Origin of the sequence: Pseudomonas sp. GV047, from assembly GCF_003058245.1 — a bacterium.
Classification (GTDB): Bacteria; Pseudomonadota; Gammaproteobacteria; order Pseudomonadales; family Pseudomonadaceae; genus Aquipseudomonas; species Aquipseudomonas marginalis.
Genome location: NZ_QCWA01000020.1, coordinates 55,620 through 79,997, shown reverse-complemented (window position 1 = coordinate 79,997; position 24,378 = coordinate 55,620). Strand labels below are relative to the sequence as shown.

Below are 24,378 nucleotides of genomic sequence, written 5' to 3'. Positions count from 1 at the left end.
AGGCCTTCGGCGACGTCGAGTTTGTCCAGGGCAGCCTTGGCGCGCACGATGGCGGCGGAGTCACTGGCGGTGACGGCGCGGGCTTCGATGGCGGCGGCGGCGCCGGCACCGTCGAGGCGGTCCATGTTGGCTTCGGTGGCGTGGCCGGCGTTGGCGCCTTTGGTGGCTACTTCGCCGTCTTCTTCTTTGTCGAATTCGTCCCAGCTCAGCATGACGTGTCGTCTCCTGCGTGAGGGCTCAAAGGTGCCCGTGTGAAACCGGATGGTTGGGTGTTCACACGGCCCTCGGGCCGCGGTGGATCTTAAGGAATCGTTTGTTGCAACAGCTCGCGCAGGCAAATAAACGGAATTGGGTAACGGTGCTCTGCTTGAGGCTTGAGGGGCGGAGCGACAGGTGCATGCTCCAGCGCAGGCTCAAGGTCTGGCTCTTCGTCCCTGTGTAAAGGGATATTGCAGGCCCGATTTACCCGCGCATTATAGGGAAAAATTCGGCTTTGTGTTGCGGCGGATGGTCTCGGATCAGAGACAAAAAGGCGGCTATTTGAGCCAGAGTGAGGGTTTGCGGGGGGTTGATGGGGGAGGAAATTTTTGACGGGCGGTGGGCTATTTATTGTGGGGAAGAGGGGAGGGCTTTTTGAGGGCGGGAAGGGAGGACCGGTTCTTTGCCGCAAGAACGATTTCTTGCGGCGAATAAGATCCGGGTCTGTTCCAACTAACGAAGTTGTTATCCGTTAGAGCAACCATTACCCATGACATGGTAATTAAGGATATGGCGCTGACCCTGGGAATCCTCATATTCCATCTTTACCGGTACAACTTCGCAGACTTCCGGGATCGTGCTCATGGACAATACTTTGGCCACGTCCAGCTTGGTGCTGTAGGTGTAATCTTCAACAATCGGGGCGTTCTGGCCGGCCAGCTCGGTCGGGGCCTCGTCGGCCAGGGCGGCGGTGGCGCACAAGCTGCTGAGGGCCATAACTACGAGAGCTTTCATTTCTTTACTTACCTTCTTCAGGGCGAAAGGGGTCACGGGGCCCTTGTGAGGCCACGTGTGTAACTTAGGATTGGTTAGTTCGGATTAACGTGCCTTCGTGGGGGCTGTTACGTTGTTAATCACTGTTGTGTTAATCACAATGCCTTGGTTGGCGGAAGTGATTCTAGGCCTGCGGGTTATATTCATATACCCGTGCTTTTGATAAAGACTGTTGGCGGTTTTTGTAACAATCCCGTGGTAAAGGTTTTTTCACCCACCCGCAAAGCCCCGCAGGCTGCGGGCCAGAGCGGCAAACGGGGATAGCAGGGTATTTTGTAGGGTCTTGTTACTACCATCGTCGAATGGTTCTATAGGCCCACCCCGGATACAACTGGGCCATACAACAACAACTATGTCACCGAGGTAAGAAAGATGAGTGCGGCTTCCCTGTACCCCGTTCGCCCCGAAGTAGCAGCCAACACGCTGACCGACGAGGCAACCTACAAGGCCATGTACCAGCAGTCGGTGGTCAACCCCGATGGCTTCTGGCGCGAGCAAGCCAAGCGCCTTGACTGGGTCAAGCCTTTCACCGCGGTGAAGCAGACCTCTTTCGACGATCACCATGTCGACATCAAGTGGTTCGCCGATGGCACCCTGAACGTGTCCTACAACTGCCTGGACCGTCACCTCGCCGAGCGCGGCGACCAGGCGGCGATCATCTGGGAGGGCGATGACCCGGCCGAGAGTCGCACCATCACCTACCGCGAGTTGCACGAAGAAGTCTGCAAGTTCGCTAACGCCCTGCGTGGCCAGGATGTGCACCGCGGCGACGTGGTGACCATCTATATGCCGATGATCCCCGAAGCCGTGGTCGCCATGCTGGCGTGTACCCGCATCGGTGCGATCCATTCGGTGGTGTTCGGCGGTTTCTCGCCGGAGGCCCTGGCCGGTCGCATCATCGACTGTAAGTCGAAGGTGGTGATCACGGCCGATGAAGGCATTCGCGCCGGTAAGAAGATTCCGCTGAAAGCCAACGTCGACGACGCGCTGACCAACCCGGAAACCAGCAGCATCCAGAAGGTCATCGTGTGCAAGCGCACCAATGGTTCGATCAAGTGGAACCAGCATCGCGACATCTGGTACGAAGACCTGATGAAAGTGGCGGGCACCGTGTGTGCGCCAAAAGAGATGGGCGCCGAAGAAGCGCTGTTCATCCTCTACACCTCCGGTTCCACCGGCAAGCCTAAAGGCGTGCAGCACACCACCGGCGGCTACCTGTTGTATGCGGCCCTGACCCACGAGCGCGTATTCGACTACCGCCCGGGCGAAATCTACTGGTGCACCGCCGACGTCGGTTGGGTCACTGGCCACACCTATATTGTCTACGGCCCGCTGGCCAATGGCGCGACCACCTTGCTGTTCGAAGGCGTGCCGAACTACCCGGACATTACCCGGGTGGGCAAGATCGTCGACAAGCACAAGGTCAATATCCTCTACACCGCCCCGACCGCGATCCGCGCAATGATGGCGTCCGGCACCGCTGCCTGCGAAGGCGTCGATGGCAGCAGTCTGCGCCTGTTGGGTTCGGTGGGTGAGCCGATCAACCCGGAAGCGTGGGACTGGTACTACAAGAACGTCGGCCAATCCCGTTGCCCGATCGTCGACACCTGGTGGCAGACCGAAACCGGCGCCACCCTGATGAGCCCGCTGCCGGGTGCCCATGCACTCAAGCCGGGTTCTGCCGCACGGCCGTTCTTCGGCGTGGTGCCGGCGCTGGTGGACAACCTGGGCAACATCATCGAAGGCGCCGCCGAAGGCAACCTGGTGATTCTCGACTCGTGGCCAGGCCAGGCCCGTACCCTGTACGGCGACCATGACCGTTTTGTCGACACGTACTTCAAGACCTTCCGTGGCATGTACTTCACCGGTGACGGCGCCCGTCGCGATGAAGATGGCTACTGGTGGATCACCGGCCGTGTGGATGACGTGTTGAACGTATCCGGCCACCGCATGGGTACCGCCGAGATCGAAAGTGCCATGGTTGCCCACCCTAAAGTCGCCGAAGCGGCGGTGGTGGGTGTGCCGCACGACATCAAGGGCCAGGGCATCTATGTGTATGTGACCCTGAAGAATGGCGAAGAACCCAGCGAAGCCCTGCGCCTGGAGCTGAAGAACTGGGTGCGCAAGGAAATCGGGCCGATTGCCTCGCCGGACGTGATCCAGTGGGCACCGGGCTTGCCGAAGACGCGCTCGGGGAAAATCATGCGCCGCATCCTGCGCAAGATTGCCACGGCCGAGTACGACGGGCTGGGCGATATTTCCACCCTGGCGGACCCAGGTGTAGTGGCGCATTTGATTGAGACCCACAAGACCATGAACGTCGCGTAAGGCGGGCTGGTCAGACAAAGCCCCATTCGGTGTGAGCCGGGTGGGGCTTTTTTGTGAGTGCTTGAAATCGGAGGAGATCCAATGTGGGAGGGGGCAAGCCCCCTACCACATTTGGATTGCATTCCAAGGTGGGTATGGAGGAGGAACTGACAGACCCGCATGACCACCAGTCAAATAAATATCGGTTTTTCGCGTAGGAGGTTTCTGAATGTTACCGAGTCGCGCAAATGTGTAACCGCCCGCCCAAACCTGAGGCAAAGGGCTACGCTTATGCCCCGAAAAACCGCGCTTTAGACACCCCGAGCCATAAGATTAAACGCCACACTTGCCGTGCTAGAAGGGTTTGCGAATAATAGGCCCGCAATTTGCAGCATCAACAGGTTTAATATCTTTTGTCTCTGCATAAAATTCAGAGGCTGTCAATGTGCTGGAACCGCTTTCTCAGTGCTTCTGTAAATTGTTGTCGCATTGAGGAAATATCGGCTTCCGGCCTGTCGTTAGAATGCCGATCACTCGCTCGTCGTCTCCACTGTTGAATTGGTGTAGGACGCAGCACCGCTATTCGGTTTCACTCAGTCGCATCGTGGGCCATGGCTCATACTGCTGTTTTGCCCTATACCGATGGAGTCCCAAGATGAAGAAACTCGTGCTGTTGGGCGCCCTGGCGCTGTCCGTGCTGTCCATGCAGGCTTTCGCTGAAGGCAAGCCTCTGAAAATTGGTATCGAAGCGGCTTACCCTCCGTTTGCCTCGAAGGCGCCGGATGGCAGCATCGTCGGTTTTGACTACGACATCGGCAACGCCCTGTGCGAAGAGATGAAGGTCAAGTGCACCTGGGTCGAGCAAGAGTTCGACGGCCTGATCCCGGCGCTCAAGGTGCGCAAGATCGACGCGATCCTGTCGTCCATGTCCATCACCGAAGACCGCAAGAAGTCCGTGGACTTCACCAACCGCTACTACCTGACCCCAGCGCGCCTGGTATTGAAGGAAGGCACCGCCGTCAGCGACAGCCTGGATGAACTCAAAGGCAAGAAGATCGGCGTACAGCGCGGTTCGATCCACGACCGTTTCGCCAAGGAAGTCCTGGCACCTAAAGGCGCCACCGTTGTGCCTTACAGCTCGCAGAACGAAATCTACCTCGACGTGGAAGCCGGTCGCCTCGACGGCACCGTGGCCGACGCCACCCTGTTGCAGGAAGGTTTCCTCGATACGCCAGCCGGTAAAGGCTATGCGTTCACCGGCCCGGCCTTCACCGACGTCAAGTACTTCGGCGACGGCGTAGGCATCGCCGTACGCAAGGGCGACAAGGAAAACCTGGACCGCATCAACGCTGCCATCGCCGCGATCCGTGCCAACGGTAAATACAAAGAAATCGAGAAAAAGTACTTCAACTTCGATATTTACGGCCCAGAAGCCAAGTAAGTATTCGCAGCTGTCTGTCCGAAATGGCGCAAGCAACAGAATTCCTGCGGTTTGCGCCATTTTTTCATCCCCCTTTTCGAGGACCTGAATCATGTTGAAAGGCTACGGGGCCGTCATCCTCGATGGCGCATGGTTGACGCTTCAGCTCGCCTTGTCGTCCATGGCCTTGGCCATTGTTCTGGGTCTGATCGGGGTCGCGTTACGCCTGTCGCCGGTGCGCTGGTTGGCCTGGCTGGGTGACTTGTACTCCACGGTGATCCGCGGGATCCCCGACCTGGTGCTGATCCTGCTGATTTTCTACGGTGGTCAGGACCTGCTTAACCGCGTCGCGCCGATGCTCGGCTATGACGACTATATCGACTTGAACCCCTTGGCCGCCGGTATCGGCACCCTGGGTTTCATCTTTGGCGCCTACCTGTCGGAAACCTTCCGTGGTGCCTTCATGGCCATCCCCAAGGGCCAGGCCGAAGCCGGCCTGGCGTATGGCATGAGCAGCTTCCAGGTGTTTTTCCGGGTGATGGTGCCGCAGATGATCCGGCTGGCGATCCCTGGGTTTACCAACAACTGGCTGGTACTCACCAAGGCCACCGCGCTGATCTCGGTGGTGGGCCTGCAAGACATGATGTTCAAGGCCAAGCAGGCGGCTGATGCCACCCGCGAGCCTTTTACCTTCTTCCTCGCAGTGGCGGCGATGTACCTGGTGATCACCAGCGTGTCGTTGCTGGCCCTGCGTCATCTTGAGAAGCGCTACTCGGTAGGCGTAAGGGCGGCTGATCTATGATCTTCGACTACAACGTCATCTGGGAGGCCATGCCGCTGTACCTTGGCGGCCTGCTGACCACCCTGAAACTGCTCGCCATCTCGCTGTTCTTCGGCCTGCTCGCCGCCTTGCCCCTGGGCTTGATGCGTGTGTCCAAGCAACCGGTCGTCAACGGCGTGGCCTGGCTCTACACCTATGTGATCCGCGGCACGCCGATGCTGGTGCAGCTGTTTTTGATCTACTACGGCCTGGCGCAGTTCGAAGCGGTGCGCGAGAGCGTCCTGTGGCCGCTGCTGTCCAGCGCGACCTTCTGCGCGTGCCTGGCCTTTGCGATCAACACCAGCGCCTACACCGCCGAGATCATTGCCGGTAGCCTCAAGGCCACCCCCAATGGCGAGATCGAAGCGGCCAAGGCCATGGGCATGTCGCGCTACAAGCTGTACCGCCGCATCCTGCTGCCGTCGGCCCTGCGCCGCGCGCTGCCGCAGTACAGCAACGAAGTGATCATGATGCTGCAGACCACCAGTCTCGCGTCCATCGTCACCCTGATCGACATCACCGGTGCCGCGCGCACGGTGAACGCGCAGTTCTACCTGCCGTTCGAAGCCTACATCACCGCCGGCGTGTTCTACCTGTGCCTGACCTTTATCCTGGTGCGCCTGTTCAAATTGGCCGAGCGCCGCTGGCTGAGCTACCTGGCTCCACGGAAGCACTGATATGGAACGTATCGATCACCTGTTGCCCTGGGGCCACCTGGGCTGCGAGCGCCAGCTGAGCGTGTTCCGTTTCGGCACCGGCGAGCGCAAGGCCTATATCCAGGCCAGCCTGCACGCCGATGAATTGCCGGGCATGCGCGCCGCGTGGGAGCTGAAAAAACGCCTCGCCGAACTTGAAGCGCAAGGCGCCCTCAACGGCGTGATCGAGTTGGTGCCGGTGGCCAACCCGATGGGCCTGGGCCAGTTGCTGCAAGGCAGCCACCAGGGCCGTTTCGAAGTGGGCAGCGGCAAGAATTTCAACCGCGATTTCGTTGAGTTGAGCGAGCCGGTGGCCGAGTTGCTCACAGGCAAGCTGGGGGATGATGCTCACGCCAACGTGCGCATGATTCGCCAGGCGATGGCCGATGCGCTCAACGCATTGCCCGAGCCGAGCAGCCAGTTGCAAGGCATGCAGCGCATCCTGCTGAGCCATGCGTGCAGCGCTGATATCGTCCTCGACCTGCACTGCGACGCCGAAGCCGCATTGCACATGTACGCGCTGCCCCAGCACTGGCCGCAGTGGCGTTCGCTGTCGGCGCACTTGAATGTGAAAGTCGGTCTGCTCGCGGAAGACTCCGGTGGCAGCTCGTTCGATGAGGCCTGTTCGTTGCCGTGGCTGCGGTTGTCCCGCGCCTTCCCCGACGCACAGATCCCGCTGGCCTGCCTGGCGACAACCCTGGAATTGGGCGGTCAGGCGGACACCGGCCGTGACGAAGCGATCTTCCACGCCGAAGGCATCCTCGCGTTTCTCGCCGAGCAAGGCCTGATCAAGGGCGAATGGCCGGCGCCGCAACACGAACCGTGTGAAGGCGTGCCCTTCGAAGGCACCGAATTGCTGTTCGCGCCCCACGCCGGGGTGATCAGTTACCTGCGTAAAGCCGGGGACTGGATCGAGAAGGGCGAGCCGATTTTTGAAGTGATTGATCCCCTGGAAGACCGCGTGAGCGTTATCTGCGCGGGCACCTCGGGGGTGTTGTTTGCCGTTGAACGGCTACGTTATGCCCAAGCGGGTTTCTGGCTGGCCAAGGTGGCGGGGCGCGAAGCGCTGCGTCACGGGCGCTTGCTCAACGACTGACCACCTGTTTTTGTGAGAACCGACCGCATGTACAAACTTGAAGTCCAAGACCTGCATAAACGCTATGGCAGTCATGAAGTGCTCAAAGGCGTGTCCCTGGCTGCCGCGGCCGGTGATGTGATCAGCATCATCGGTTCCAGTGGTTCGGGCAAAAGCACCTTTTTGCGCTGCATCAATCTGCTGGAGCAACCCCACGCCGGCAAGATCCTGCTCAATAACGAAGAGCTGAAACTGGTGGCCAACAAAGACGGCGCCATGAAGGCCGCCGACCCTAAGCAACTGCAACGCATGCGCTCGCGCCTGTCGATGGTGTTCCAGCATTTCAACCTGTGGTCGCACATGACCGCGCTGGAAAACGTGATGGAAGCGCCGGTGCACGTGCTGGGCATGTCGAAAAAAGACGCCCGTGAAAAGGCCGAGCACTACCTGGCCAAGGTCGGTGTGGGCCATCGCAAGGATGCGTTCCCCGGCCATATGTCCGGTGGCGAGCAGCAGCGCGTGGCGATTGCCCGAGCCCTGGCGATGGAGCCGGAGGTGATGCTGTTCGACGAACCCACCTCGGCCCTCGACCCCGAGTTGGTGGGCGAAGTGCTCAAGGTCATGCAGGACCTGGCCCAGGAAGGCCGCACCATGGTGGTGGTGACCCACGAAATGGGCTTTGCCCGTGAAGTGTCGAACCAGCTGGTGTTCTTGCACAAAGGCATCGTCGAAGAGCGTGGCAACCCTCGGGAAGTGCTGGTCAACCCGCAGTCCGAGCGGTTGCAGCAGTTCCTGTCCGGCAGCTTGAAATAATCCCTTACTGCTGAAGTTGCTTTTATGTGGGGGGCAAGCCCCCTCCCACATGGGATCTACAGTGGAGTTCTACCGTTGGAACTTCATTGTTTTTGAGCTTTGTGTTGGTTTACGGGCTAGCATTGGCCCTTGTCTTCATTACCGTTCTTCGCTTCGGATAGCACTCCATGACCGCCCACAAAATTGGTTTCCTGATTTGGCCCAGCACAAAAGCACTCACGCTTGCGCTGGCTGAGGAGGCCTTGCGCGTTGCTCAGCGGGTGCATCCGGAGGTGGTCTACGAGCTGTCGTTTTTGCTCGCAGAGCCGGCCACCGAAGGCGCCTGGCAACTGCCGGGCGAGCCGTGGGCGGGCAAGCTGGAAGGCTTCCAGAAACTGTTCCTGCTGGCGGACGAGCCGCCTGCCGTGATCGCCTCGCAACTGAGCACCGCCCTCAAGCAGCTGGTGCGCGCCGGTTGTGTGATCGGCGGCTTGTCGGCCGGTGTGTACCCGCTGGCCCAGCTCGGCCTGCTCGACGGCTACCGCGCCGCCGTGCACTGGCGTTGGCAGGATGATTTTGCCGAGCGTTTCCCCAAGGTCATCGCCACCAGCCATCTGTTCGACTGGGACCGTGATCGCTTGACCGCCTGCGGCGGCATGTCGGTACTCGACCTGTTGCTGGCGGTGCTGGCCCGTGACCACGGTGCCGAACTGGCCGGTGCGGTGTCGGAAGAGCTGGTGGTGGAGCGCATCCGCGAAGGCGGCGAGCGCCAGCGCATCCCGCTGCAGAACCGCCTGGGCTCCAGCCATCCGAAGCTGACCCAGGCAGTGTTGCTGATGGAAGCCAATATCGAAGAGCCGCTGACCACCGACGAAATCGCCCAGCATGTGTGCGTGTCGCGACGACAACTGGAGCGGATCTTCAAGCAATACCTCAATCGCGTCCCCAGCCAGTACTACCTGGAACTGCGCCTGAACAAGGCCCGCCAGATGCTCATGCAAACCAGCAAGTCGATCATCCAGATCGGCCTGTCCTGCGGCTTCTCCTCGGGGCCGCACTTCTCTAGCGCCTACCGCAACTTCTTTGGCGCCACCCCTCGCGAAGACCGCAACCAGCGCCGCAGCAGCAGCCCGTTCGAACTCTCGTCGGTGCCGTCCGAGCGTGGTTGACGTGGGGTGAATACGATTGGCGCGGTGTGTCGCGTCCATCGCGCAACTTCCCTGCATACTGCCGAAAACCCCTGCATCCGTTTAAACTGCGCCATTGCGACGCTATTTGTCGCATTGGCGTAAACCCGCGTAAAACGGGGGTTGGCGCTATAAGAAGTTGTCGCTTGGCGGCAAGGCCGCGCTGAAAACTGTCCTTACAATCCCTGCATCGCCCGCCAGTTCCAGGCAGGCGTTCCTCTTCAGGAGACTCCGATGTCCGTTGAGCAAGCCCCGGTGCAACGTGCCGATTTCGACCAGGTCATGGTTCCCAACTACGCACCTGCCGCATTCATCCCCGTGCGTGGCGCAGGTTCCCGTGTATGGGACCAGGCGGGTCGCGAGCTGATCGACTTTGCCGGCGGCATCGCGGTCAACGTGTTGGGCCACGCCCACCCGGCGCTGGTCGGTGCACTGACCGAACAGGCCAACAAGCTGTGGCACGTCTCCAACGTCTTCACCAACGAGCCGGCCCTGCGCTTGGCCCATAAGCTGATCGACGCCACGTTTGCCGAGCGCGTGTTCTTCTGCAACTCCGGTGCCGAAGCCAACGAGGCCGCATTCAAGCTGGCCCGTCGCGTGGCGTTCGACCGTTTCGGCAGCGAGAAGTACGAGATCATTGCCGCGCTGAACAGCTTCCACGGCCGTACCCTGTTCACCGTCAATGTCGGTGGCCAGTCGAAGTACTCCGACGGTTTCGGGCCTAAAATTACCGGCATCACCCACGTCCCTTATAACGACCTGGAAGCGCTGAAAGCCGCCGTGTCGGACAAGACCTGCGCCGTGGTGCTGGAGCCGATCCAGGGCGAAGGCGGCGTACTGCCGGCCGAGCTGGCTTACCTGCAAGGTGCCCGCGAACTGTGCGACGCCAACAATGCGCTGCTGGTGTTCGACGAAGTGCAGACCGGCATGGGCCGCAGCGGCCATCTGTTTGCCTACCAGCACTACGGCGTGGTGCCCGACATCCTCACCAGCGCCAAGAGCCTGGGCGGCGGTTTCCCGATTGCGGCGATGCTCACCCGTGAAGACCTGGCCAAGCACCTGGTGGTCGGTACCCACGGCACCACCTACGGCGGCAACCCGCTGGCGTGCGCAGTGGCCGAAGCGGTCATCGACGTGATCAACACCCCTGAGGTGCTGGCCGGCGTCAACGCCAAGCACGACCTGTTCAAGGCGCGCCTGGAGCAGATCGGCAAGCAGTACGGCATCTTCACCGAAGTGCGTGGCATGGGCCTGCTGATCGGTTGCGTACTGAGCGATGCGTTCAAAGGCAAGGCCAAGGACGTGTTCAACGCGGCCGAGAAAGAAAACCTTATGATCCTGCAAGCCGGCCCTGACGTGGTGCGTTTTGCGCCGAGCCTGGTGGTGGAAGACGCGGACATCAACGAAGGCCTGGATCGTTTCGAGCGTGCGGTAAAAACGCTGACCCAAGCCTGATACATATCTGTCTGTCGGACCGGATCAAATGTGGGAGGGGGCTTGCCCCCGATAGCAATCTTTCAGTTGATGCATCTGGTGACTGATACACCGCTATCGGGGGCAAGCCCCCTCCCACACTGGAATATGCCCCACATGAAGATATGGGGTGTTCCCGACCTGTTCGGTATTTTTTTCCTGTGAGTTCTAGAGTTAAGGAGTGACACCATGCTGGTGATGCGCCCCGCGCAAATGGCTGATCTGGGCGAGGTACAGCGTCTGGCTGCGGATAGCCCGATTGGTGTCACCTCCTTGCCGGATGATGTGGAACGCCTGAGCGACAAGATCGCCGCCAGCGAAGCGTCCTTCGCGGCCGAGGTGAGTTTCAACGGTGAAGAAAGCTATTTCTTCGTGCTCGAAGACACCGAGACCGGCAAGCTCGCCGGCTGCTCGGCCATCGTCGCCTCGGCCGGTTACTCGGAGCCGTTCTACAGTTTTCGTAACGAGACCTTCGTGCACGCCTCCCGCGAGCTGAAGATCCACAACAAGATCCACGTGCTTTCCCAGTGCCACGACCTCACCGGCAACAGCCTGCTCACCAGTTTCTACGTGGTGCCGGAGCTGGTCGGTTCGCCGTGGTCGGAACTCAATTCCCGCGGCCGCCTGTTGTTCGTCGCCAGCCACCCCGAGCGCTTTGCCGACTCGGTGGTGACCGAGATTGTCGGCTACAGCGACGAGAACGGTGATTCGCCGTTCTGGGATGCCATCGGCCGCAACTTCTTCGACCTCAACTACGCCGCCGCCGAGCGCCTGTGCGGGCTGAAAAGCCGTACGTTCCTCGCCGAGCTGATGCCGCATTACCCGATCTACGTGCCGCTGCTGCCGGACGAAGCCCAGGAAGCCATGGGCCAGGTGCACCCGCGTGCCCAGATCACCTTCGACATCCTGATGCGCGAAGGCTTCGAGACTGACCACTACATCGACATCTTCGACGGCGGCCCGACGCTGCACGCACGGGTCTCGGGCATTCGCTCGATTGCCCAGAGCCGCGTGGTGCCGGTGAAGATCGGCGAGATGGCCAAGGGTGTCGGCCGCCAGTACCTGGTGAGCAACGCGCAGTTGCAGGATTACCGCGCGGTGATGCTGGAGCTGGACTACGCGCCGGGCAAACCGGTGACCCTGGACCTGGCAGCCGCCGAAGCCCTGGGCGTTGGTGAAGGCGCGAGTGTGCGCCTGGTAGCGGTATAAACAGAGTGTCGCGGGTGGCTGGCAGCAGCGGCCCGTCTGAGGAGATAGCATGATCGTTCGTCCCGTACGCAGCAGCGATTTACCGGCCCTGATTGATCTGGCGCGCAGCACCGGCACCGGCCTCACCACCTTGCCGGCCAACGAAGAGCGCCTGACCCACCGGGTAGGCTGGGCGGAAAAAACCTTTCGCGGCGACGCCGGGCGCGGTGATGCCGACTACCTGTTCGTGCTGGAAAACGACGAAGGCCGCGTGGTGGGGATTTCCGCCATCGCCGGTGCCGTCGGCCTGCGCGAGCCGTGGTACAACTTCCGGGTCGGCCTGACGGTCAGCGCCTCCCAGGAACTGAATATCTACCGTGAGATTCCGACGCTGTTCCTGGCCAACGACCTCACCGGCAATTCCGAGCTGTGCTCGTTGTTCCTGCATGCTGATTACCGCAACGGCCTCAACGGCCGCATGCTGGCCAAGGCGCGCCTGCTGTTTATCGCCGAGTTCCCACAGCTGTTCGGCAACAAGATCATCGCCGAGATGCGCGGCGTGTCCAACGACGCCGGGCGTTCGCCGTTCTGGGAAAGCCTGGGCCGGCACTTCTTCAAGATGGAATTCAGCCAGGCCGATTACCTCACCGGCGTGGGCAACAAGGCGTTTATTGCTGAGCTGATGCCCAAGTTTCCGTTGTACAGCTGCTTCCTTTCCGAAGACGCGCGCAACGTGATCGGCAAGGTCCATCCGGACACCGAGCCGGCGCTGAGCATGCTCAAGAGCGAAGGCTTCAGCTACCAGGGCTACGTCGATATTTTCGACGCCGGCCCGGCGGTGGAGTGCGAGACCGCCAAGATCCGTGCGGTGCGCGACAGCCAATCATTGGTGTTGGCCATCGGCACACCGGGGGACGACGCCACGCCGTTCCTGATCCATAACCGCAAACGCGAAGATTGCCGCATCACCGCCGCACCGGCACGCCTGGCGGCCGGCACGCTGGTGGTCGATCCGCAAACCGCCAAGCGCCTGCAACTGGTGGTGGGTGATCAAGTGCGTGCCGTACCGTTGTCTGCTGCCCGGGAGTCGAAATAATGAATTCGCTGTATATCGCAGGTAGCTGGCTGGCTGGCCAGGGTGAACTGTTTGAATCCCGCAATCCGGTGACCCAGCAGGTGCTGTGGGCCGGTAATGGCGCCACTGTCGAGCAGGTCGAGTCGGCCGTGCAGGCCGCGCGCCAGGCGTTCCCGGCCTGGGCCCGGCGCCCGCTGGAAGAGCGCATCAGCGTGCTGGAAGCCTTCGCCGCGAGCCTGAAAAGTCGCGCCGATGAAATAGCGCGCTGCATCGGCGAGGAGACCGGCAAGCCGCTGTGGGAGTCGGCCACCGAAGTCACCAGCATGGCCAACAAGATCGCAATCTCGGTGCAAAGCTACCGCGAGCGTACCGGCGAGAAGAGCGGCCCCCTGGGCGACGCCACCGCCGTATTGCGCCACAAGCCCCACGGCGTGGTGGCGGTGTTCGGTCCTTACAACTTCCCCGGTCACCTGCCCAACGGGCATATCGTCCCGGCGTTGCTGGCGGGTAATACCGTGCTGTTCAAGCCCAGCGAGCTGACCCCGAAAGTTGCCGAGCTGACCGTGCAGTGCTGGATCGACGCCGGTTTGCCGGCGGGCGTGTTGAACCTGCTGCAAGGCGCGCGCGAGACCGGCATTGCGTTGGCCGCCAACCCCGGTATCGATGGGTTGTTCTTCACCGGTTCCAGCCGTACCGGCAATCATCTGCACCAGCAGTTCTCCGGGCGCCCGGACAAGATCCTGGCCCTGGAAATGGGCGGCAACAACCCGCTGGTGGTAGATGAAGTAGCCGACGTGGATGCGGCGGTCTACACCATCATCCAGTCGGCGTTTATCTCCGCCGGCCAGCGTTGCACCTGTGCCCGTCGCCTGCTGGTGCCGGAAGGCGCCTGGGGCGATGCGCTGCTGGCGCGGCTGGTGGCGGTGAGCGCGACGATTGAAGTCGGCGCGTTCGACCAGCAACCACCGCCGTTCATGGGCTCGGTGATTTCCCTGGCGGCGGCAAAAGCCCTGATGGACGCCCAGGAGCTGATGTTGGCCAATGGCGCCGTGGCGCTGTTGGAGATGACCCAGCCCCAGGATCAAGCTGCCTTGCTGACCCCAGGCATCATCGACGTGACCGGCGTGACCGAGCGCGAAGACGAAGAACTGTTCGGGCCGCTGTTGCAGGTGATCCGCTACGCCGATTTCGCGGCGGCGATTGCCGAAGCCAACAACACCCGGTACGGCCTGGCCGCTGGCCTGTTGTCCGATTCCGAAGCGCGTTACCAGCAATTCTGGCTGGAAAGCCGTGCCGGCATCGTCAACTGGAACAAACAGCTGACCGGCGCCGCCAGCACCGCGCCATTTGGTGGGGTAGGGGCCTCGGGCAACCATCGCGCCAGTGCGTATTACGCGGCGGATTATTGTGCGTACCCGGTGGCGTCGCTTGAAACGCCAAGCCTGGTGGTACCGGCCACGCTAACCCCCGGCATTACGCTGATCTAAATGTGGGAGGGGGCTTGCCCCCTCCCACAGGGGGTCAGTGGTGTATTCAAGTAATTTGAAGCCTATAAAAACAGATGTTCGTGGAGCCTCGCCGATGAAATCCTATGAAGTCAATTTTGACGGTCTAGTGGGGCCGACCCATAACTACGGCGGTTTGTCCTTCGGCAACGTCGCCTCCCAGAGCAACAGCCAGCAGCATTCCAACCCCAGGGAAGCGGCGTTGCAGGGCCTGCAGAAAATGAAAGCGCTGATGGACATGGGCTTTGTGCAAGGTGTGCTTGCGCCCCAGGAGCGTCCGGATGTAGCGGCGTTGCGCAACCTCGGTTTCAGCGGCACCGACGCCCAGGTCATCCAGCAGGCGGCCAAGCAGGCCATGCCGTTGTTGGTCGCCAGCTGCTCGGCATCGAGCATGTGGGTGGCCAACGCCGCCACCGTCAGCCCGAGCGCCGACACGGCAGATGGCCGCGTGCATTTCACCGCCGCCAACCTCAACTGCAAATACCACCGCAGCATCGAACACCCCACCACCAGCCGCGTGCTGGGGGCGATGTTTGCCGACCAGAAACACTTTGCCCACCACGCCGCGTTACCGGCGGTGGCGCAGTTCGGCGACGAAGGTGCGGCCAACCACACGCGTTTCTGCCGTGAGTATGGCGACGCGGGGGTGGAATTTTTCGTGTTCGGGCGCAGCGCGTTCGACCCCCGTTACCCGGCCCCGCAGAAGTACCCGGCGCGCCAGACCCTCGAAGCCTCCCAGGCCGTCGCCCGCCTGCATGGCCTGAAGGATGAAGGCGTGGTCTACGCCCAGCAGAACCCGGCGGTGATCGATGCCGGCGTGTTCCACAACGACGTGATCGCGGTGGGCAACGGCGAGGTGCTGTTCTATCACGAGGACGCGTTCCTCCATACCGAACAGATGCTGGCCGAGTTGCAGGGCAAGTTGGGCAAGCTGGGCGGCAACTTCCAGGCGGTGTGTGTGCCGCGTGCCCAGGTCAGCGTCGAGGACGCGGTGCGCTCCTACCTGTTCAACAGCCAGTTGCTGACCTGCGCCGACGGTTCGATGCTGCTGATCGTGCCGGAAGAATGCCGCGCCAACGAGCGCGTCTGGCAGTACCTGCAAGGCCTGACGGCGTCCGCGGGGCTGATCCGCGAAGTCAAAGTCTTCGACCTCAAGCAAAGCATGCAGAACGGCGGCGGCCCGGCGTGCCTGCGCCTGCGCGTGGCCCTCAATGAAACCGAGCTGGCAGCGGTGAACCCAGGGGTTATCATGACCGCGCCGTTGTACGACACACTGACCCAATGGGTCGACAAGCACTACCGCGACAGCCTGCGCGAAACCGACCTGGCTGACCCGCAATTACTGCTTGAGTGCCGGACGGCACTGGATGAACTGACGCAAATCCTTAAACTGGGCTCGGTTTATCCTTTCCAGATCAATTAACGCCACCTCTTTTTACACCCTATGGCTGAGAATTATTTATGAGCACCGACACCCTGCAACTGATCCTTGAAGACACCGACGGCACCCAGCTGGAAACCTCCTGCACCCGCGTCGCCGTGGTCTGGCAGGGCAAGGAAATCTGGATCCAGCACGACGGCCGTGGCCAACTGCTGATCGGCGTGGACGTGGAAGAAGGCGACGCCGAATACGCCAACCTGTTGATGCGCCCACTGGCCACCAACCTGATGAGCCTGCAACTGGAAATGGAACCGGCCGACGTTGAAGGTGATGATGACGATCACGTCCACGGCCCAGGCTGCAACCACTAAGGAAGCTGCGTATGCTCGCCCTTGGCAAACTGCTTGAACTGACCCTCGCCGGTCGCGAACCGGCGCAAAAAATTCAACTGACTGTCGACGGCGTGCAGATGCGCTGGCTCAGCGAGGGCGCACTCGAAGTGCGCCCGCCGCAGGCAACGGACAATGGCCGCGACCTGTTGCTGTCATCCGGCATCCATGGCAACGAAACCGCGCCGATCGAATTGCTCGACCGCCTGTTGCATGGCATCGCCCGTGGGGAGATCAAGCCCCGCACCCGTATTCTGTTCCTGTTCGGCAACCCCGAGGCCATGCGCCGCGGCGAGCGTTACCTTGAACTGGACGTCAACCGGCTGTTCAACGGCCGGCATGAAAAAAACATCGGCCCCGAAGCCATGCGCGCCGCCGAACTTGAACAGCTGGCCCGCAGCTTCTTCAGCCAGCCTGGCCGTTCGCGCCTGCATTACGACCTGCACACCGCCATCCGCGGCTCGAAGATCGAGCAGTTTGCGCTGTACCCCTGGAAGGAGGGGCGCCAGCATTCACGCCACGAACTGGCGCGCCTGAACGCCGCTGGCATGGAAGCGGTGCTGCTGCAGAACAAGAGCTCGATCACCTTCACCGCGTTTACCTACGAGCAGCTGGAGGCCGAGGCCTTCACCCTGGAACTGGGCAAGGCGCGACCGTTCGGGCACAACCAGGGCGTGAATGTCTCCCGCCTGGAGCTGCGCCTCAAGCAGATCATCGAAGGCACCGAGCCTGAGACTGACAGTCTGGACGGGTTGAAACTGTTCGCCGTGTCGCGGGAAGTCATCAAGCACAGCGATGCATTCCTGCTGCACTTGCCGGCGGACGTGGAAAACTTTTCGGAATTGGAAAAGGGTTATCTGCTGGCCGAAGACGTGGCCAAGACCCGTTGGGTGATCGAGGAGGAGGGTGCGCGCATCATCTTCCCCAACCCGAAGGTAAAGAATGGCTTGCGGGCAGGGATATTGATTGTGCCGACCACGGACGTGGGCCTGGTATAGGTCTCAAGGCGTATCCGGATCCAAATGTGGGAGGGGGCTTGCCCCCGATGGCGGTGTCTCAGCTCCAGATCAGCTGACTGACACACTGCTATCGGGGGCAAGCCCCCTCCCACATTTTGTTTTGCAGTGTTGCTTAGACCGCTAGCGCCCGTGGCTCGCTGCGACGGATCGCCCGCACCTTGTGCAGGGTGTCGGCGCATGTACGTGCAGCTTCCTGGCCCTTGTGCACGAAGTGCTCATGGAAGAACGCGGTATGTTCGCTGCCGGCGTGGAAGTGATGCGGCGTCAGGGACACCGAGAACACCGGCACTTCGGTTTCCAGCTGAACCTGCATCAGGCCGCTGACCACCGATTGGGCGACGAATTCGTGACGGTAGATCCCGCCGTCCACCACCAGCGCGGCGGCCACGATACCGGCGTAACGGCCGGTCTTGGCCAGCAGCTTGGCGTGCAGGGGCATTTCAAAGGCGCCGCCGACTTCGAAGAAATCGATGTCCGATTCCTGATAGCCCTGGGCGATCATTTCGGCGAGGAAGCCTTTGCGCGATTGGTCGACAATATCCTTGTGCCAGCAGGCCTGGATAAACGCGACGCGCTCGCCGTGATGGTTTTTGCTTTTGCTGTCGATTGCGGTGGGTTGCATGTTCTGACTCCTGTTTAAGAAAAAAACAGGGCGTTATGAATCGAATGGGATTTAAGGGTACGAACCGCCGAGTCATGCAGGCATGCGCTCAGCGTGCGGCCCTTAGGTGCCAATCCCGTTCTCTCTTCATCCGGACTATGACCGTCGGCCCCGGGATCACACCGGGTCTGCTGACCTTGTCGCCGTCCTGCGTGAGCAGTTCGAGGCGCCAAGCGCTCGCGGGCTATGCACATTGCGTGCAATTACCGCCGGTGGGGAATTGCACCCCGCCCTGAGAACGTTGCCACCAGAACCCTGGTGGCGGAGAGTTTTTAACATGGTTTTTCATAAACTGCACGAGCGTCGTATCGATAAGCTATATCGGTTTGTTTGGTTGGTATTCGATTGAGAGCGCGTGGGGCTTGATATTCCGCGGCTTTGCCCGCAGTAATCATCCTCATAAGAAGCTTAATGAACCCCTTCGAGGCTTGTTTCATGTCTGTGATCGACCTGCGCAGCGACACCGTGACCCAACCCACCGCCGGCATGCTCGACGCCATGGCCAATGCCGCCAGCGGCGATGACGTCTACGGCGAAGACCCCAGCGTCAACCATCTGGAAGCCGAGCTGGCCAAACGCCTGGGCTTTGCAGCCGCGCTGTTCGTGCCCACCGGCACCATGAGCAACTTGCTGGCGCTGATGGCCCACTGTGAGCGTGGCGAGGAGTACATCGTCGGCCAGCAGGCCCACACCTACAAATACGAGGGCGGCGGTGCGGCCGTGCTGGGTTCGATCCAGCCGCAGCCGCTGGACGTGCAGGCGGATGGCTCCCTCGACCTGAATCAGGTGCTCGAGGCTATCAAACCCGACGACTTCCACTTCGCCCGCACCCGCCTGCTGGCCCTGGAAAACACCATGCAGGGCAAGGTGCTGCCGCTGGACTACCTGGCGAAGGCGCGGGCGTTGACCCGCGAACATGGCCTGGCCCTGCACCTGGATGGCGCGCGACTCTACAACGCGGCGGTCAAGCTGGGGGTCGATGCACGGGAGATCGCCCAGCATTTCGACTCGGTGTCGGTGTGCCTGTCCAAGGGCCTTGGTGCACCGATTGGCTCGGTGCTGTGCGGCTCCACGGCATTGATCGCCAAGGCGCGCCGTTTGCGCAAGATGGTCGGCGGTGGCATGCGCCAGGCCGGTTCCCTGGCGGCAGCAGGGCTGTACGCCCTGGATCACCAGGTGCAGCGCCTGGCCGACGACCACGCCAATGCGCAATGGCTGGGCGATGAGCTGCGTAACGCCGGTTACGCGGTGGAGCCGGTGCAGACCAACATGGTCTATGTGCAGATCGGCGACCAGGCCCAGGCCTTGAAGACGTTTGCCGCCGAGCGTGGGATCAAGTTGAGTGCTGCGCCGCGCCTGCGCATGGTGACGCATCTGGATGTGAGCCGGGCGCAGATCGAGCAAGTGCTCGAGGCATTCGTCGATTTTTCGCGCAAATGAGTGTGCAGACCGTCTAATTGAGCCTCTCTATCGCATAAACACGCTGTACCACCGGCAAAGGGCCGATATAATGCGGCCTTTTGCCGTCGCTCCGTCTGATGATGTTGCGCACTGGCCTTTGGCCGCAGCCTCCGTGGAAGAACCTATGAAAAGCGCAGAAATCCGTGAAGCCTTCCTTCGCTTCTTCGAAGAGCAAGGTCACACCCGTGTCTCCTCCAGCTCCTTGATCCCAGGCAATGACCCCACCCTGCTGTTCACTAACGCGGGGATGAACCAGTTCAAGGACTGCTTCCTGGGCCAGGAAAAACGCGCCTACACCCGCGCCACCAGCAGCCAGAAGTGCGTGCGTGCCGGCGGCAAGAACAGTGACCTGGAAAACGTCGGCTACACCGCCCGCCACCACACGTTCTTCGAGATGCTGGGTAACTTCAGCTTTGGTGATTATTTCAAGAAAGACGCGATTACCTTCGCCTGGACCTTCCTGACCGGCGTGTTGAAGCTGCCCAAGGAAAAACTCTGGGTGACCGTCTACGCGACGGACGACGAAGCGTATGACATCTGGACCAAGGAAATCGGGGTGCCCGTCGAGCGCATGATTCGCATCGGCGACAACAAGGGCGCGCCTTATGCTTCCGACAACTTCTGGACCATGGGCGATACCGGCCCATGCGGCCCATGCACCGAGATTTTCTACGATCACGGCGCCGACATCTGGGGTGGCCCACCGGGCTCGCCGGAAGAAGACGGCGACCGTTACATCGAGATCTGGAACAACGTGTTCATGCAGTTCAACCGCACCGCCGATGGCGTGCTGCATCCGCTGCCAGCGCCGTCGGTGGACACCGGCATGGGCCTGGAGCGGATCAGTGCGGTGATGCAGCACGTTCACTCCAACTACGAGATCGACCTGTTCACCAACCTGCTGAGCGCGTCGGCCGCGGCCATTGGTTGTGCCAATGAAAGCCAGTCGTCCCTCAAGGTGGTGTCGGACCACATCCGTTCCTGCGGTTTCCTGATCGCCGACGGTGTACTGCCGTCCAATGAAGGCCGTGGCTACGTGCTGCGTCGCATCATCCGTCGCGCCTGCCGTCACGGTAACAAGCTGGGCGCCACCGGCAGCTTCTTCTACAAGATCGTCGCCGCACTGGTTGCCGAGATGGGCGATGCCTTCCCGGAACTCAAGCAACAGCAAAGCAACATCGAGCGCGTGCTCAAGGCGGAGGAGGAGCAGTTCTCCAAGACCCTGGAGCACGGCCTGAAGATTCTGGAACAGGACTTGGCCGAGCTCAAAGGCACCGTGGTGCCGGGCGATGTTGTGTTCAAGCTGTACGACACCTATGGCTTCCCGATGGACCTGACCGCCGACATTGCCCGTGAGCGCGAGCTGACCATCGACGAAGCCGGCTTTGAGCGTGAGATGGAAGCCCAGCGCGTGCGCGCCCGTTCCGCCAGTTCCTTTGGCCTGGACTACAACACCCTGGTCAAGGTTGACGTGCCCACCGAATTCACCGGTTACAAGGCGACCGTTGGCGCGGCCAGGATCGTTGCCATTTATAAAGACGGCAAGTCGGTCGACGTGTTGAGCGAAGGCGAAGAAGCGGTTGTGGTCCTGGACCAGACGCCGTTCTACGCCGAATCCGGTGGCCAGGTCGGTGACTGTGGTTTCCTGAGTTCGACCTCCGGTCGTTTCGAGGTGCGCGACACCACCAAGACCGGCGGTGCGTTCCTGCATCACGGCGTGCTGGTGCTGGGCAACCTGACGGTCGGTGCGCCGGTGGACACCCAGGTCGATGCTGAGGTGCGCCATGCCACCGCGCTGAACCACTCGGCCACGCACTTGCTGCACGCCGCGCTGCGCCAGGTGCTGGGCGAGCACGTCCAGCAGAAGGGGTCGTTGGTCGACAGCCAGCGCCTGCGTTTCGACTTCAGTCACTTCGAAGCGATCAAGCCTGAGCAGATCAAGGCCCTGGAAGACATCGTCAACGCTGAGATTCGCAAGAACTCCCCGGTAGAAACCGAAGAAACCGACATCGAGACGGCCAAGGCCAAGGGCGCCATGGCGCTGTTCGGCGAGAAATACGGCGACAGCGTGCGAGTGCTGAGCATGGGCGGCGACTTCTCGGTGGAACTGTGTGGCGGTATCCACGCCAACCGTACCGGCGACATCGCCCTGCTGAAGATCATCAGCGAAGGCGGCGTGGCGTCGGGTGTGCGTCGTATTGAGGCGGTGACCGGCGCTGCGGCCCTTGCCTACCTGAATGCCGCTGAAGAACAACTCAAGGAAGCGGCCAGCCTGGTCAAGGGCAGCCGCGACAACCTGATCGACAAGTTGTCCGCCGTTCTGGAGCGCAACCGTGCGCTGGAGAAACAGCTGGAGCAGTTGCAAGCCAAGGCGGCCAGCGCTGCGGGCGACGACCTGTCGGCTTCGGCCGTTGACGTCAAGGACGTGAAAGTCCTGGCTGCACGCCTGGACGGCCAGGACGGCAAGGCGCTGTTGGCCCTGGTCGATCAGTTGAAGAACAAGCTCGGCCGCGCAGTGATCCTGCTCGGCAGTGTCCATGAGGAGAAGGTCGTGCTGGTTGCCGGTGTAACCAAGGACCTGACTGGCCAACTCAAGGCCGGTGATTTGATGAAGCAGGCCGCTGCGGCAGTGGGCGGGAAGGGCGGCGGTCGTCCGGACATGGCGCAAGGCGGTGGTGTAGACGCCAGTGCCCTGGACGCGGCCCTGGCCCTGACCGTGCCATTTGTCGAGGCAGGTATTTAAGGCACTGTTAACCTGCCCGTGGTCTAGTCACGGGCTGTTCTGTGCTGGTTGATTGGATATTAGGCGCCCCTTTACGGGCTGAGGCGGCTTGGAAATGGCTTTGATCGTACAGAAATTTGGAGGCACCTCGGTCGGCTCTGTCGAAAGAATCGAGCAGGTGGCCGACAAGGTTAAGAAATTCCGCGATGCCGGGGATGACCTGGTCGTGGTGCTGTCGGCCATGAGCGGCGAGACCAATCGCCTGATCGAACTGGCCAAGGCCATCAGTGGCGAGCAACAGCCGCTGCCGCGTGAGCTGGATGTGATCGTGTCCACCGGCGAGCAGGTGACCATCGCCTTGCTGGCCATGGCCCTGAACAAGCGTGGCGTGCCTGCCGTGTCCTACACTGGCAGCCAGGTGCGCATCCTCACCGACAGCGCGCACACCAAGGCGCGGATCCTGCAGATTGACGACCAGAAAATTCGCACTGATCTGAAAGCAGGCCGCGTGGTAGTTGTAGCGGGCTTCCAGGGTGTGGACGAGCACGGCAACATCACCACCCTCGGGCGTGGCGGTTCTGACACCACCGGTGTGGCCCTGGCTGCGGCCCTCAAGGCTGACGAGTGCCAGATCTACACCGATGTGGATGGCGTCTACACCACTGACCCGCGTGTGGTGTCCGTGGCCCAGCGCCTGGACAAGATCACCTTTGAAGAGATGCTGGAAATGGCCAGCCTCGGTTCCAAGGTGTTGCAGATCCGCGCGGTGGAGTTCGCCGGCAAGTACAACGTTCCGCTGCGCGTATTGCACAGCTTCAAGGAGGGTCCGGGCACCCTCATTACTATTGATGAAGAGGAATCCATGGAACAGCCGATCATTTCCGGCATCGCTTTCAACCGCGATGAAGCCAAGCTGACGATCCGTGGCGTGCCAGACACCCCGGGCGTGGCCTTCAAGATTCTGGGCCCTATCAGCGATGCGAATGTTGAAGTCGACATGATCGTGCAGAACGTCTCGCACGATAACACCACCGATTTCACCTTCACCGTGCACCGCAACGAGTACGATGCGGCGTTGAAAATCCTGGAGAACACCGCGAGTGAAATTGGCGCCCGTGAAGTGGTCGGCGATACCAGGATTGCCAAGGTGTCGATCGTAGGTGTGGGCATGCGTTCCCATGCCGGCGTTGCCAGCCGCATGTTCGGGGCTTTGGCCAAGGAAAGCATCAATATCCAGATGATCTCTACCTCGGAAATCAAAGTCTCGGTGGTGATTGAAGAGAAGTACCTGGAACTGGCTGTACGCGCGCTGCATACCGCTTTTGAGCTGGATGCTCCGGCCCGACAGGGCGAGTGATGCAATGCCAGGAAGGCGCGGTTTACCGCGCCTTTCATTTTTTTGTAGGGCGCATGGTCTTTTGCGTGCGCTCGACAATACTTAGGCCGTTAGGGCTATGGCTCTCGAGTCGTAGGTCGAACGCCTTTTTTTTGCAGACTGTTGTTCCTGAAATGAAATGCGTGAGGAGAAAGGTATGCTGATTCTGACTCGTCGGTGCGCAGAAAGCCTGATTATCGGTGATGGCGAAATCACCGTGACCGTGCTCGGCGTCAAAGGCAATCAAGTGCGTATCGGGGTTAACGCTCCGAAAGAGGTGGCGGTCCATCGCGAGGAAATCTTCTTGCGGATCAGTAAAGAGAAGGACAGAGAGAAGGGTAAAGATCAGGACGCGCAAAACGACGAACAGAAGGACGAGGAAAAGGACTGAGAACCAAGCCTTTAATTTTTATCGTTTTTTATGTTTGCAAACGGGGATGAACGTGGTTAATATACGCCCCGTGTTGCGGAGAGCTGGCCGAGTGGCCGAAGGCGCTCCCCTGCTAAGGGAGTACACCTCAAAAGGGTGTCGGGGGTTCGAATCCCCCGTTCTCCGCCATTATTTGCTTAGTACGTTGCAATCTGGTTTTTTCGTTAAGTTGTTGAAATTAAACGAAAAAATAGCTTTACATAGAGATTGAACGGCCTATAATGCGCGGCAACAAATGCACTCGTAGCTCAGCTGGATAGAGTACTCGGCTACGAACCGAGCGGTCACAGGTTCGAATCCTGTCGAGTGCACCATTTAAGAGTTAGTTGCAGCAATGCGGGTAGCTCGGCTTCAACCAGTTGTGATCTGGT

20 protein-coding genes, 2 tRNA genes, 1 pseudogene and 1 riboswitch are annotated in these 24,378 nt (G+C 60.8%); of the genes and pseudogenes, 20 read left to right on the top strand and 3 right to left on the bottom strand.

The features are described from left to right. Both C8K58_RS30790 and C8K58_RS30785 read right to left on the bottom strand, forming a co-directional pair. A pseudogene (locus tag C8K58_RS30790) lies at positions 1–212 on the bottom strand (ribonucleotide-diphosphate reductase subunit beta); the annotation flags it as partial. Positions 213–723: 511 nt separating this feature from the next. Further along, positions 724–993: a DUF2790 domain-containing protein gene (locus C8K58_RS30785; protein WP_027607759.1), complete on the bottom strand. Its 270-nt coding sequence runs from the start codon at positions 991–993 to the stop codon at positions 724–726. Positions 994–1,404: 411 nt separating this feature from the next. Between C8K58_RS30785 and acs the strand changes: the two genes are divergently transcribed. From acs to astE, 14 genes are all read left to right on the top strand, one after another. Then, positions 1,405–3,360 (top strand): acetate--CoA ligase, encoded by a 1,956-nt coding sequence (gene acs / locus C8K58_RS30780; protein ID WP_065947833.1) that lies wholly within the window; start codon positions 1,405–1,407, stop codon positions 3,358–3,360. Positions 3,361–3,994: 634 nt separating this feature from the next. Beyond that, the gene (locus tag C8K58_RS30775) at positions 3,995–4,780 is read left to right on the top strand and encodes an ABC transporter substrate-binding protein (RefSeq protein ID WP_027607761.1); all 786 of its coding nucleotides are present in this window, start codon (positions 3,995–3,997) and stop codon (positions 4,778–4,780) included. Between the two features lie 91 nt (positions 4,781–4,871). Continuing rightward, positions 4,872–5,561 (top strand): ABC transporter permease, encoded by a 690-nt coding sequence (locus C8K58_RS30770; RefSeq protein WP_010208305.1) that lies wholly within the window; start codon positions 4,872–4,874, stop codon positions 5,559–5,561. After that, positions 5,558–6,256 carry an ABC transporter permease gene (locus tag C8K58_RS30765; RefSeq protein WP_027607762.1) on the top strand — a complete coding sequence of 233 codons (699 nt, stop codon included), beginning with the start codon at positions 5,558–5,560 and terminating at the stop codon, positions 6,254–6,256. Before C8K58_RS30770 ends, C8K58_RS30765 begins: the two co-directional genes overlap by 4 nt. 1 nt (position 6,257) lies before the next feature. Next, positions 6,258–7,370: a succinylglutamate desuccinylase/aspartoacylase family protein gene (locus C8K58_RS30760; protein ID WP_027607763.1), complete on the top strand. Its 1,113-nt coding sequence runs from the start codon at positions 6,258–6,260 to the stop codon at positions 7,368–7,370. Between the two features lie 27 nt (positions 7,371–7,397). Then, on the top strand, positions 7,398–8,162 hold the full coding sequence (locus C8K58_RS30755) for an ABC transporter ATP-binding protein (protein WP_003214336.1): 765 nt from the start codon (positions 7,398–7,400) through the stop codon (positions 8,160–8,162). Between the two features lie 167 nt (positions 8,163–8,329). Continuing rightward, positions 8,330–9,310, top strand: coding sequence for a transcriptional regulator ArgR (gene argR / locus C8K58_RS30750; RefSeq protein WP_027607764.1), 981 nt, complete (start codon positions 8,330–8,332; stop codon positions 9,308–9,310). Positions 9,311–9,562: 252 nt separating this feature from the next. Beyond that, entirely contained in the window at positions 9,563–10,783 is a 1,221-nt protein-coding gene (locus tag C8K58_RS30745) for an aspartate aminotransferase family protein (RefSeq protein WP_027607765.1), read from the top strand. 207 nt (positions 10,784–10,990) lie between these two features. Continuing rightward, positions 10,991–12,010 (top strand): arginine/ornithine succinyltransferase subunit alpha, encoded by a 1,020-nt coding sequence (aruF, locus tag C8K58_RS30740; protein ID WP_027607766.1) that lies wholly within the window; start codon positions 10,991–10,993, stop codon positions 12,008–12,010. Between the two features lie 49 nt (positions 12,011–12,059). Further along, positions 12,060–13,085, top strand: a complete 1,026-nt coding sequence (gene astA / locus C8K58_RS30735) for an arginine N-succinyltransferase (RefSeq protein WP_027607767.1) — start codon at positions 12,060–12,062, stop codon at positions 13,083–13,085. Beyond that, a complete protein-coding gene (gene astD / locus C8K58_RS30730; protein ID WP_166655335.1) occupies positions 13,082–14,551 on the top strand; it encodes a succinylglutamate-semialdehyde dehydrogenase in 1,470 nt (489 codons plus the stop codon). Before astA ends, astD begins: the two co-directional genes overlap by 4 nt. A gap of 94 nt (positions 14,552–14,645) precedes the next feature. Further along, positions 14,646–15,992, top strand: a complete 1,347-nt coding sequence (gene astB / locus C8K58_RS30725) for an N-succinylarginine dihydrolase (protein ID WP_092359549.1) — start codon at positions 14,646–14,648, stop codon at positions 15,990–15,992. A 38-nt stretch (positions 15,993–16,030) separates the two neighbouring features. Next, a complete protein-coding gene (locus C8K58_RS30720) occupies positions 16,031–16,321 on the top strand; it encodes a hypothetical protein (protein ID WP_027607770.1) in 291 nt (96 codons plus the stop codon). 11 nt (positions 16,322–16,332) lie between these two features. Next, on the top strand, positions 16,333–17,337 hold the full coding sequence (gene astE, locus C8K58_RS30715; protein ID WP_108574846.1) for a succinylglutamate desuccinylase: 1,005 nt from the start codon (positions 16,333–16,335) through the stop codon (positions 17,335–17,337). Between the two features lie 133 nt (positions 17,338–17,470). On the opposite strand, the gene C8K58_RS30710 is transcribed toward astE, so the two are convergent. Next, complete coding sequence (locus C8K58_RS30710) at positions 17,471–17,980, bottom strand: 6,7-dimethyl-8-ribityllumazine synthase (RefSeq protein WP_027607772.1); 510 nt, start codon at positions 17,978–17,980, stop codon at positions 17,471–17,473. 113 nt (positions 17,981–18,093) lie between these two features. Continuing rightward, positions 18,094–18,263: riboswitch (FMN riboswitch) on the bottom strand. A gap of 191 nt (positions 18,264–18,454) precedes the next feature. On the opposite strand from C8K58_RS30710, the gene ltaE reads away from it, so the two are divergent. The 6 genes from ltaE (at position 18,455) to C8K58_RS30680 (ending at position 24,321) form a co-directional block, all read left to right on the top strand. Next, positions 18,455–19,459, top strand: coding sequence for a low-specificity L-threonine aldolase (ltaE, locus tag C8K58_RS30705; RefSeq protein ID WP_108574847.1), 1,005 nt, complete (start codon positions 18,455–18,457; stop codon positions 19,457–19,459). A gap of 145 nt (positions 19,460–19,604) precedes the next feature. Next, entirely contained in the window at positions 19,605–22,223 is a 2,619-nt protein-coding gene (gene alaS / locus C8K58_RS30700) for an alanine--tRNA ligase (protein WP_146188258.1), read from the top strand. Between the two features lie 94 nt (positions 22,224–22,317). Continuing rightward, a complete protein-coding gene (locus tag C8K58_RS30695; RefSeq protein ID WP_098478883.1) occupies positions 22,318–23,559 on the top strand; it encodes an aspartate kinase in 1,242 nt (413 codons plus the stop codon). A 175-nt stretch (positions 23,560–23,734) separates the two neighbouring features. Continuing rightward, a complete protein-coding gene (csrA, locus tag C8K58_RS30690; protein ID WP_051429402.1) occupies positions 23,735–23,968 on the top strand; it encodes a carbon storage regulator CsrA in 234 nt (77 codons plus the stop codon). A 77-nt stretch (positions 23,969–24,045) separates the two neighbouring features. Then, positions 24,046–24,136 (top strand) — tRNA-Ser (locus C8K58_RS30685). A 108-nt stretch (positions 24,137–24,244) separates the two neighbouring features. Next, positions 24,245–24,321, top strand: a tRNA-Arg gene (locus tag C8K58_RS30680). Positions 24,322–24,378: the final 57 nt, after the last annotated feature.

What these genes read in the sequence shown, in the direction of transcription:
- acs (WP_065947833.1), top strand. Translation starts at nt 1,405, where the DNA reads ATGAGTGCGGCTTCCCTGTACCCCGTTCGCCCCGAAGTAGCAGCCAAC.
- astA (WP_027607767.1), top strand. Translation starts at nt 12,060, where the DNA reads ATGATCGTTCGTCCCGTACGCAGCAGCGATTTACCGGCCCTGATTGAT.
- C8K58_RS30765 (WP_027607762.1), top strand. Translation starts at nt 5,558, where the DNA reads ATGATCTTCGACTACAACGTCATCTGGGAGGCCATGCCGCTGTACCTT.
- C8K58_RS30695 (WP_098478883.1), top strand. Translation starts at nt 22,318, where the DNA reads ATGGCTTTGATCGTACAGAAATTTGGAGGCACCTCGGTCGGCTCTGTC.
- C8K58_RS30720 (WP_027607770.1), top strand. Translation starts at nt 16,031, where the DNA reads ATGAGCACCGACACCCTGCAACTGATCCTTGAAGACACCGACGGCACC.
- C8K58_RS30710 (WP_027607772.1), bottom strand. Translation starts at nt 17,980, where the DNA reads ATGCAACCCACCGCAATCGACAGCAAAAGCAAAAACCATCACGGCGAG.
- alaS (WP_146188258.1), top strand. Translation starts at nt 19,605, where the DNA reads ATGAAAAGCGCAGAAATCCGTGAAGCCTTCCTTCGCTTCTTCGAAGAG.
- C8K58_RS30775 (WP_027607761.1), top strand. Translation starts at nt 3,995, where the DNA reads ATGAAGAAACTCGTGCTGTTGGGCGCCCTGGCGCTGTCCGTGCTGTCC.
- argR (WP_027607764.1), top strand. Translation starts at nt 8,330, where the DNA reads ATGACCGCCCACAAAATTGGTTTCCTGATTTGGCCCAGCACAAAAGCA.
- astB (WP_092359549.1), top strand. Translation starts at nt 14,646, where the DNA reads ATGAAATCCTATGAAGTCAATTTTGACGGTCTAGTGGGGCCGACCCAT.
- astE (WP_108574846.1), top strand. Translation starts at nt 16,333, where the DNA reads ATGCTCGCCCTTGGCAAACTGCTTGAACTGACCCTCGCCGGTCGCGAA.
- C8K58_RS30770 (WP_010208305.1), top strand. Translation starts at nt 4,872, where the DNA reads ATGTTGAAAGGCTACGGGGCCGTCATCCTCGATGGCGCATGGTTGACG.
- C8K58_RS30745 (WP_027607765.1), top strand. Translation starts at nt 9,563, where the DNA reads ATGTCCGTTGAGCAAGCCCCGGTGCAACGTGCCGATTTCGACCAGGTC.
- C8K58_RS30760 (WP_027607763.1), top strand. Translation starts at nt 6,258, where the DNA reads ATGGAACGTATCGATCACCTGTTGCCCTGGGGCCACCTGGGCTGCGAG.
- aruF (WP_027607766.1), top strand. Translation starts at nt 10,991, where the DNA reads ATGCTGGTGATGCGCCCCGCGCAAATGGCTGATCTGGGCGAGGTACAG.
- C8K58_RS30785 (WP_027607759.1), bottom strand. Translation starts at nt 993, where the DNA reads ATGAAAGCTCTCGTAGTTATGGCCCTCAGCAGCTTGTGCGCCACCGCC.
- C8K58_RS30755 (WP_003214336.1), top strand. Translation starts at nt 7,398, where the DNA reads ATGTACAAACTTGAAGTCCAAGACCTGCATAAACGCTATGGCAGTCAT.
- ltaE (WP_108574847.1), top strand. Translation starts at nt 18,455, where the DNA reads ATGTCTGTGATCGACCTGCGCAGCGACACCGTGACCCAACCCACCGCC.
- csrA (WP_051429402.1), top strand. Translation starts at nt 23,735, where the DNA reads ATGCTGATTCTGACTCGTCGGTGCGCAGAAAGCCTGATTATCGGTGAT.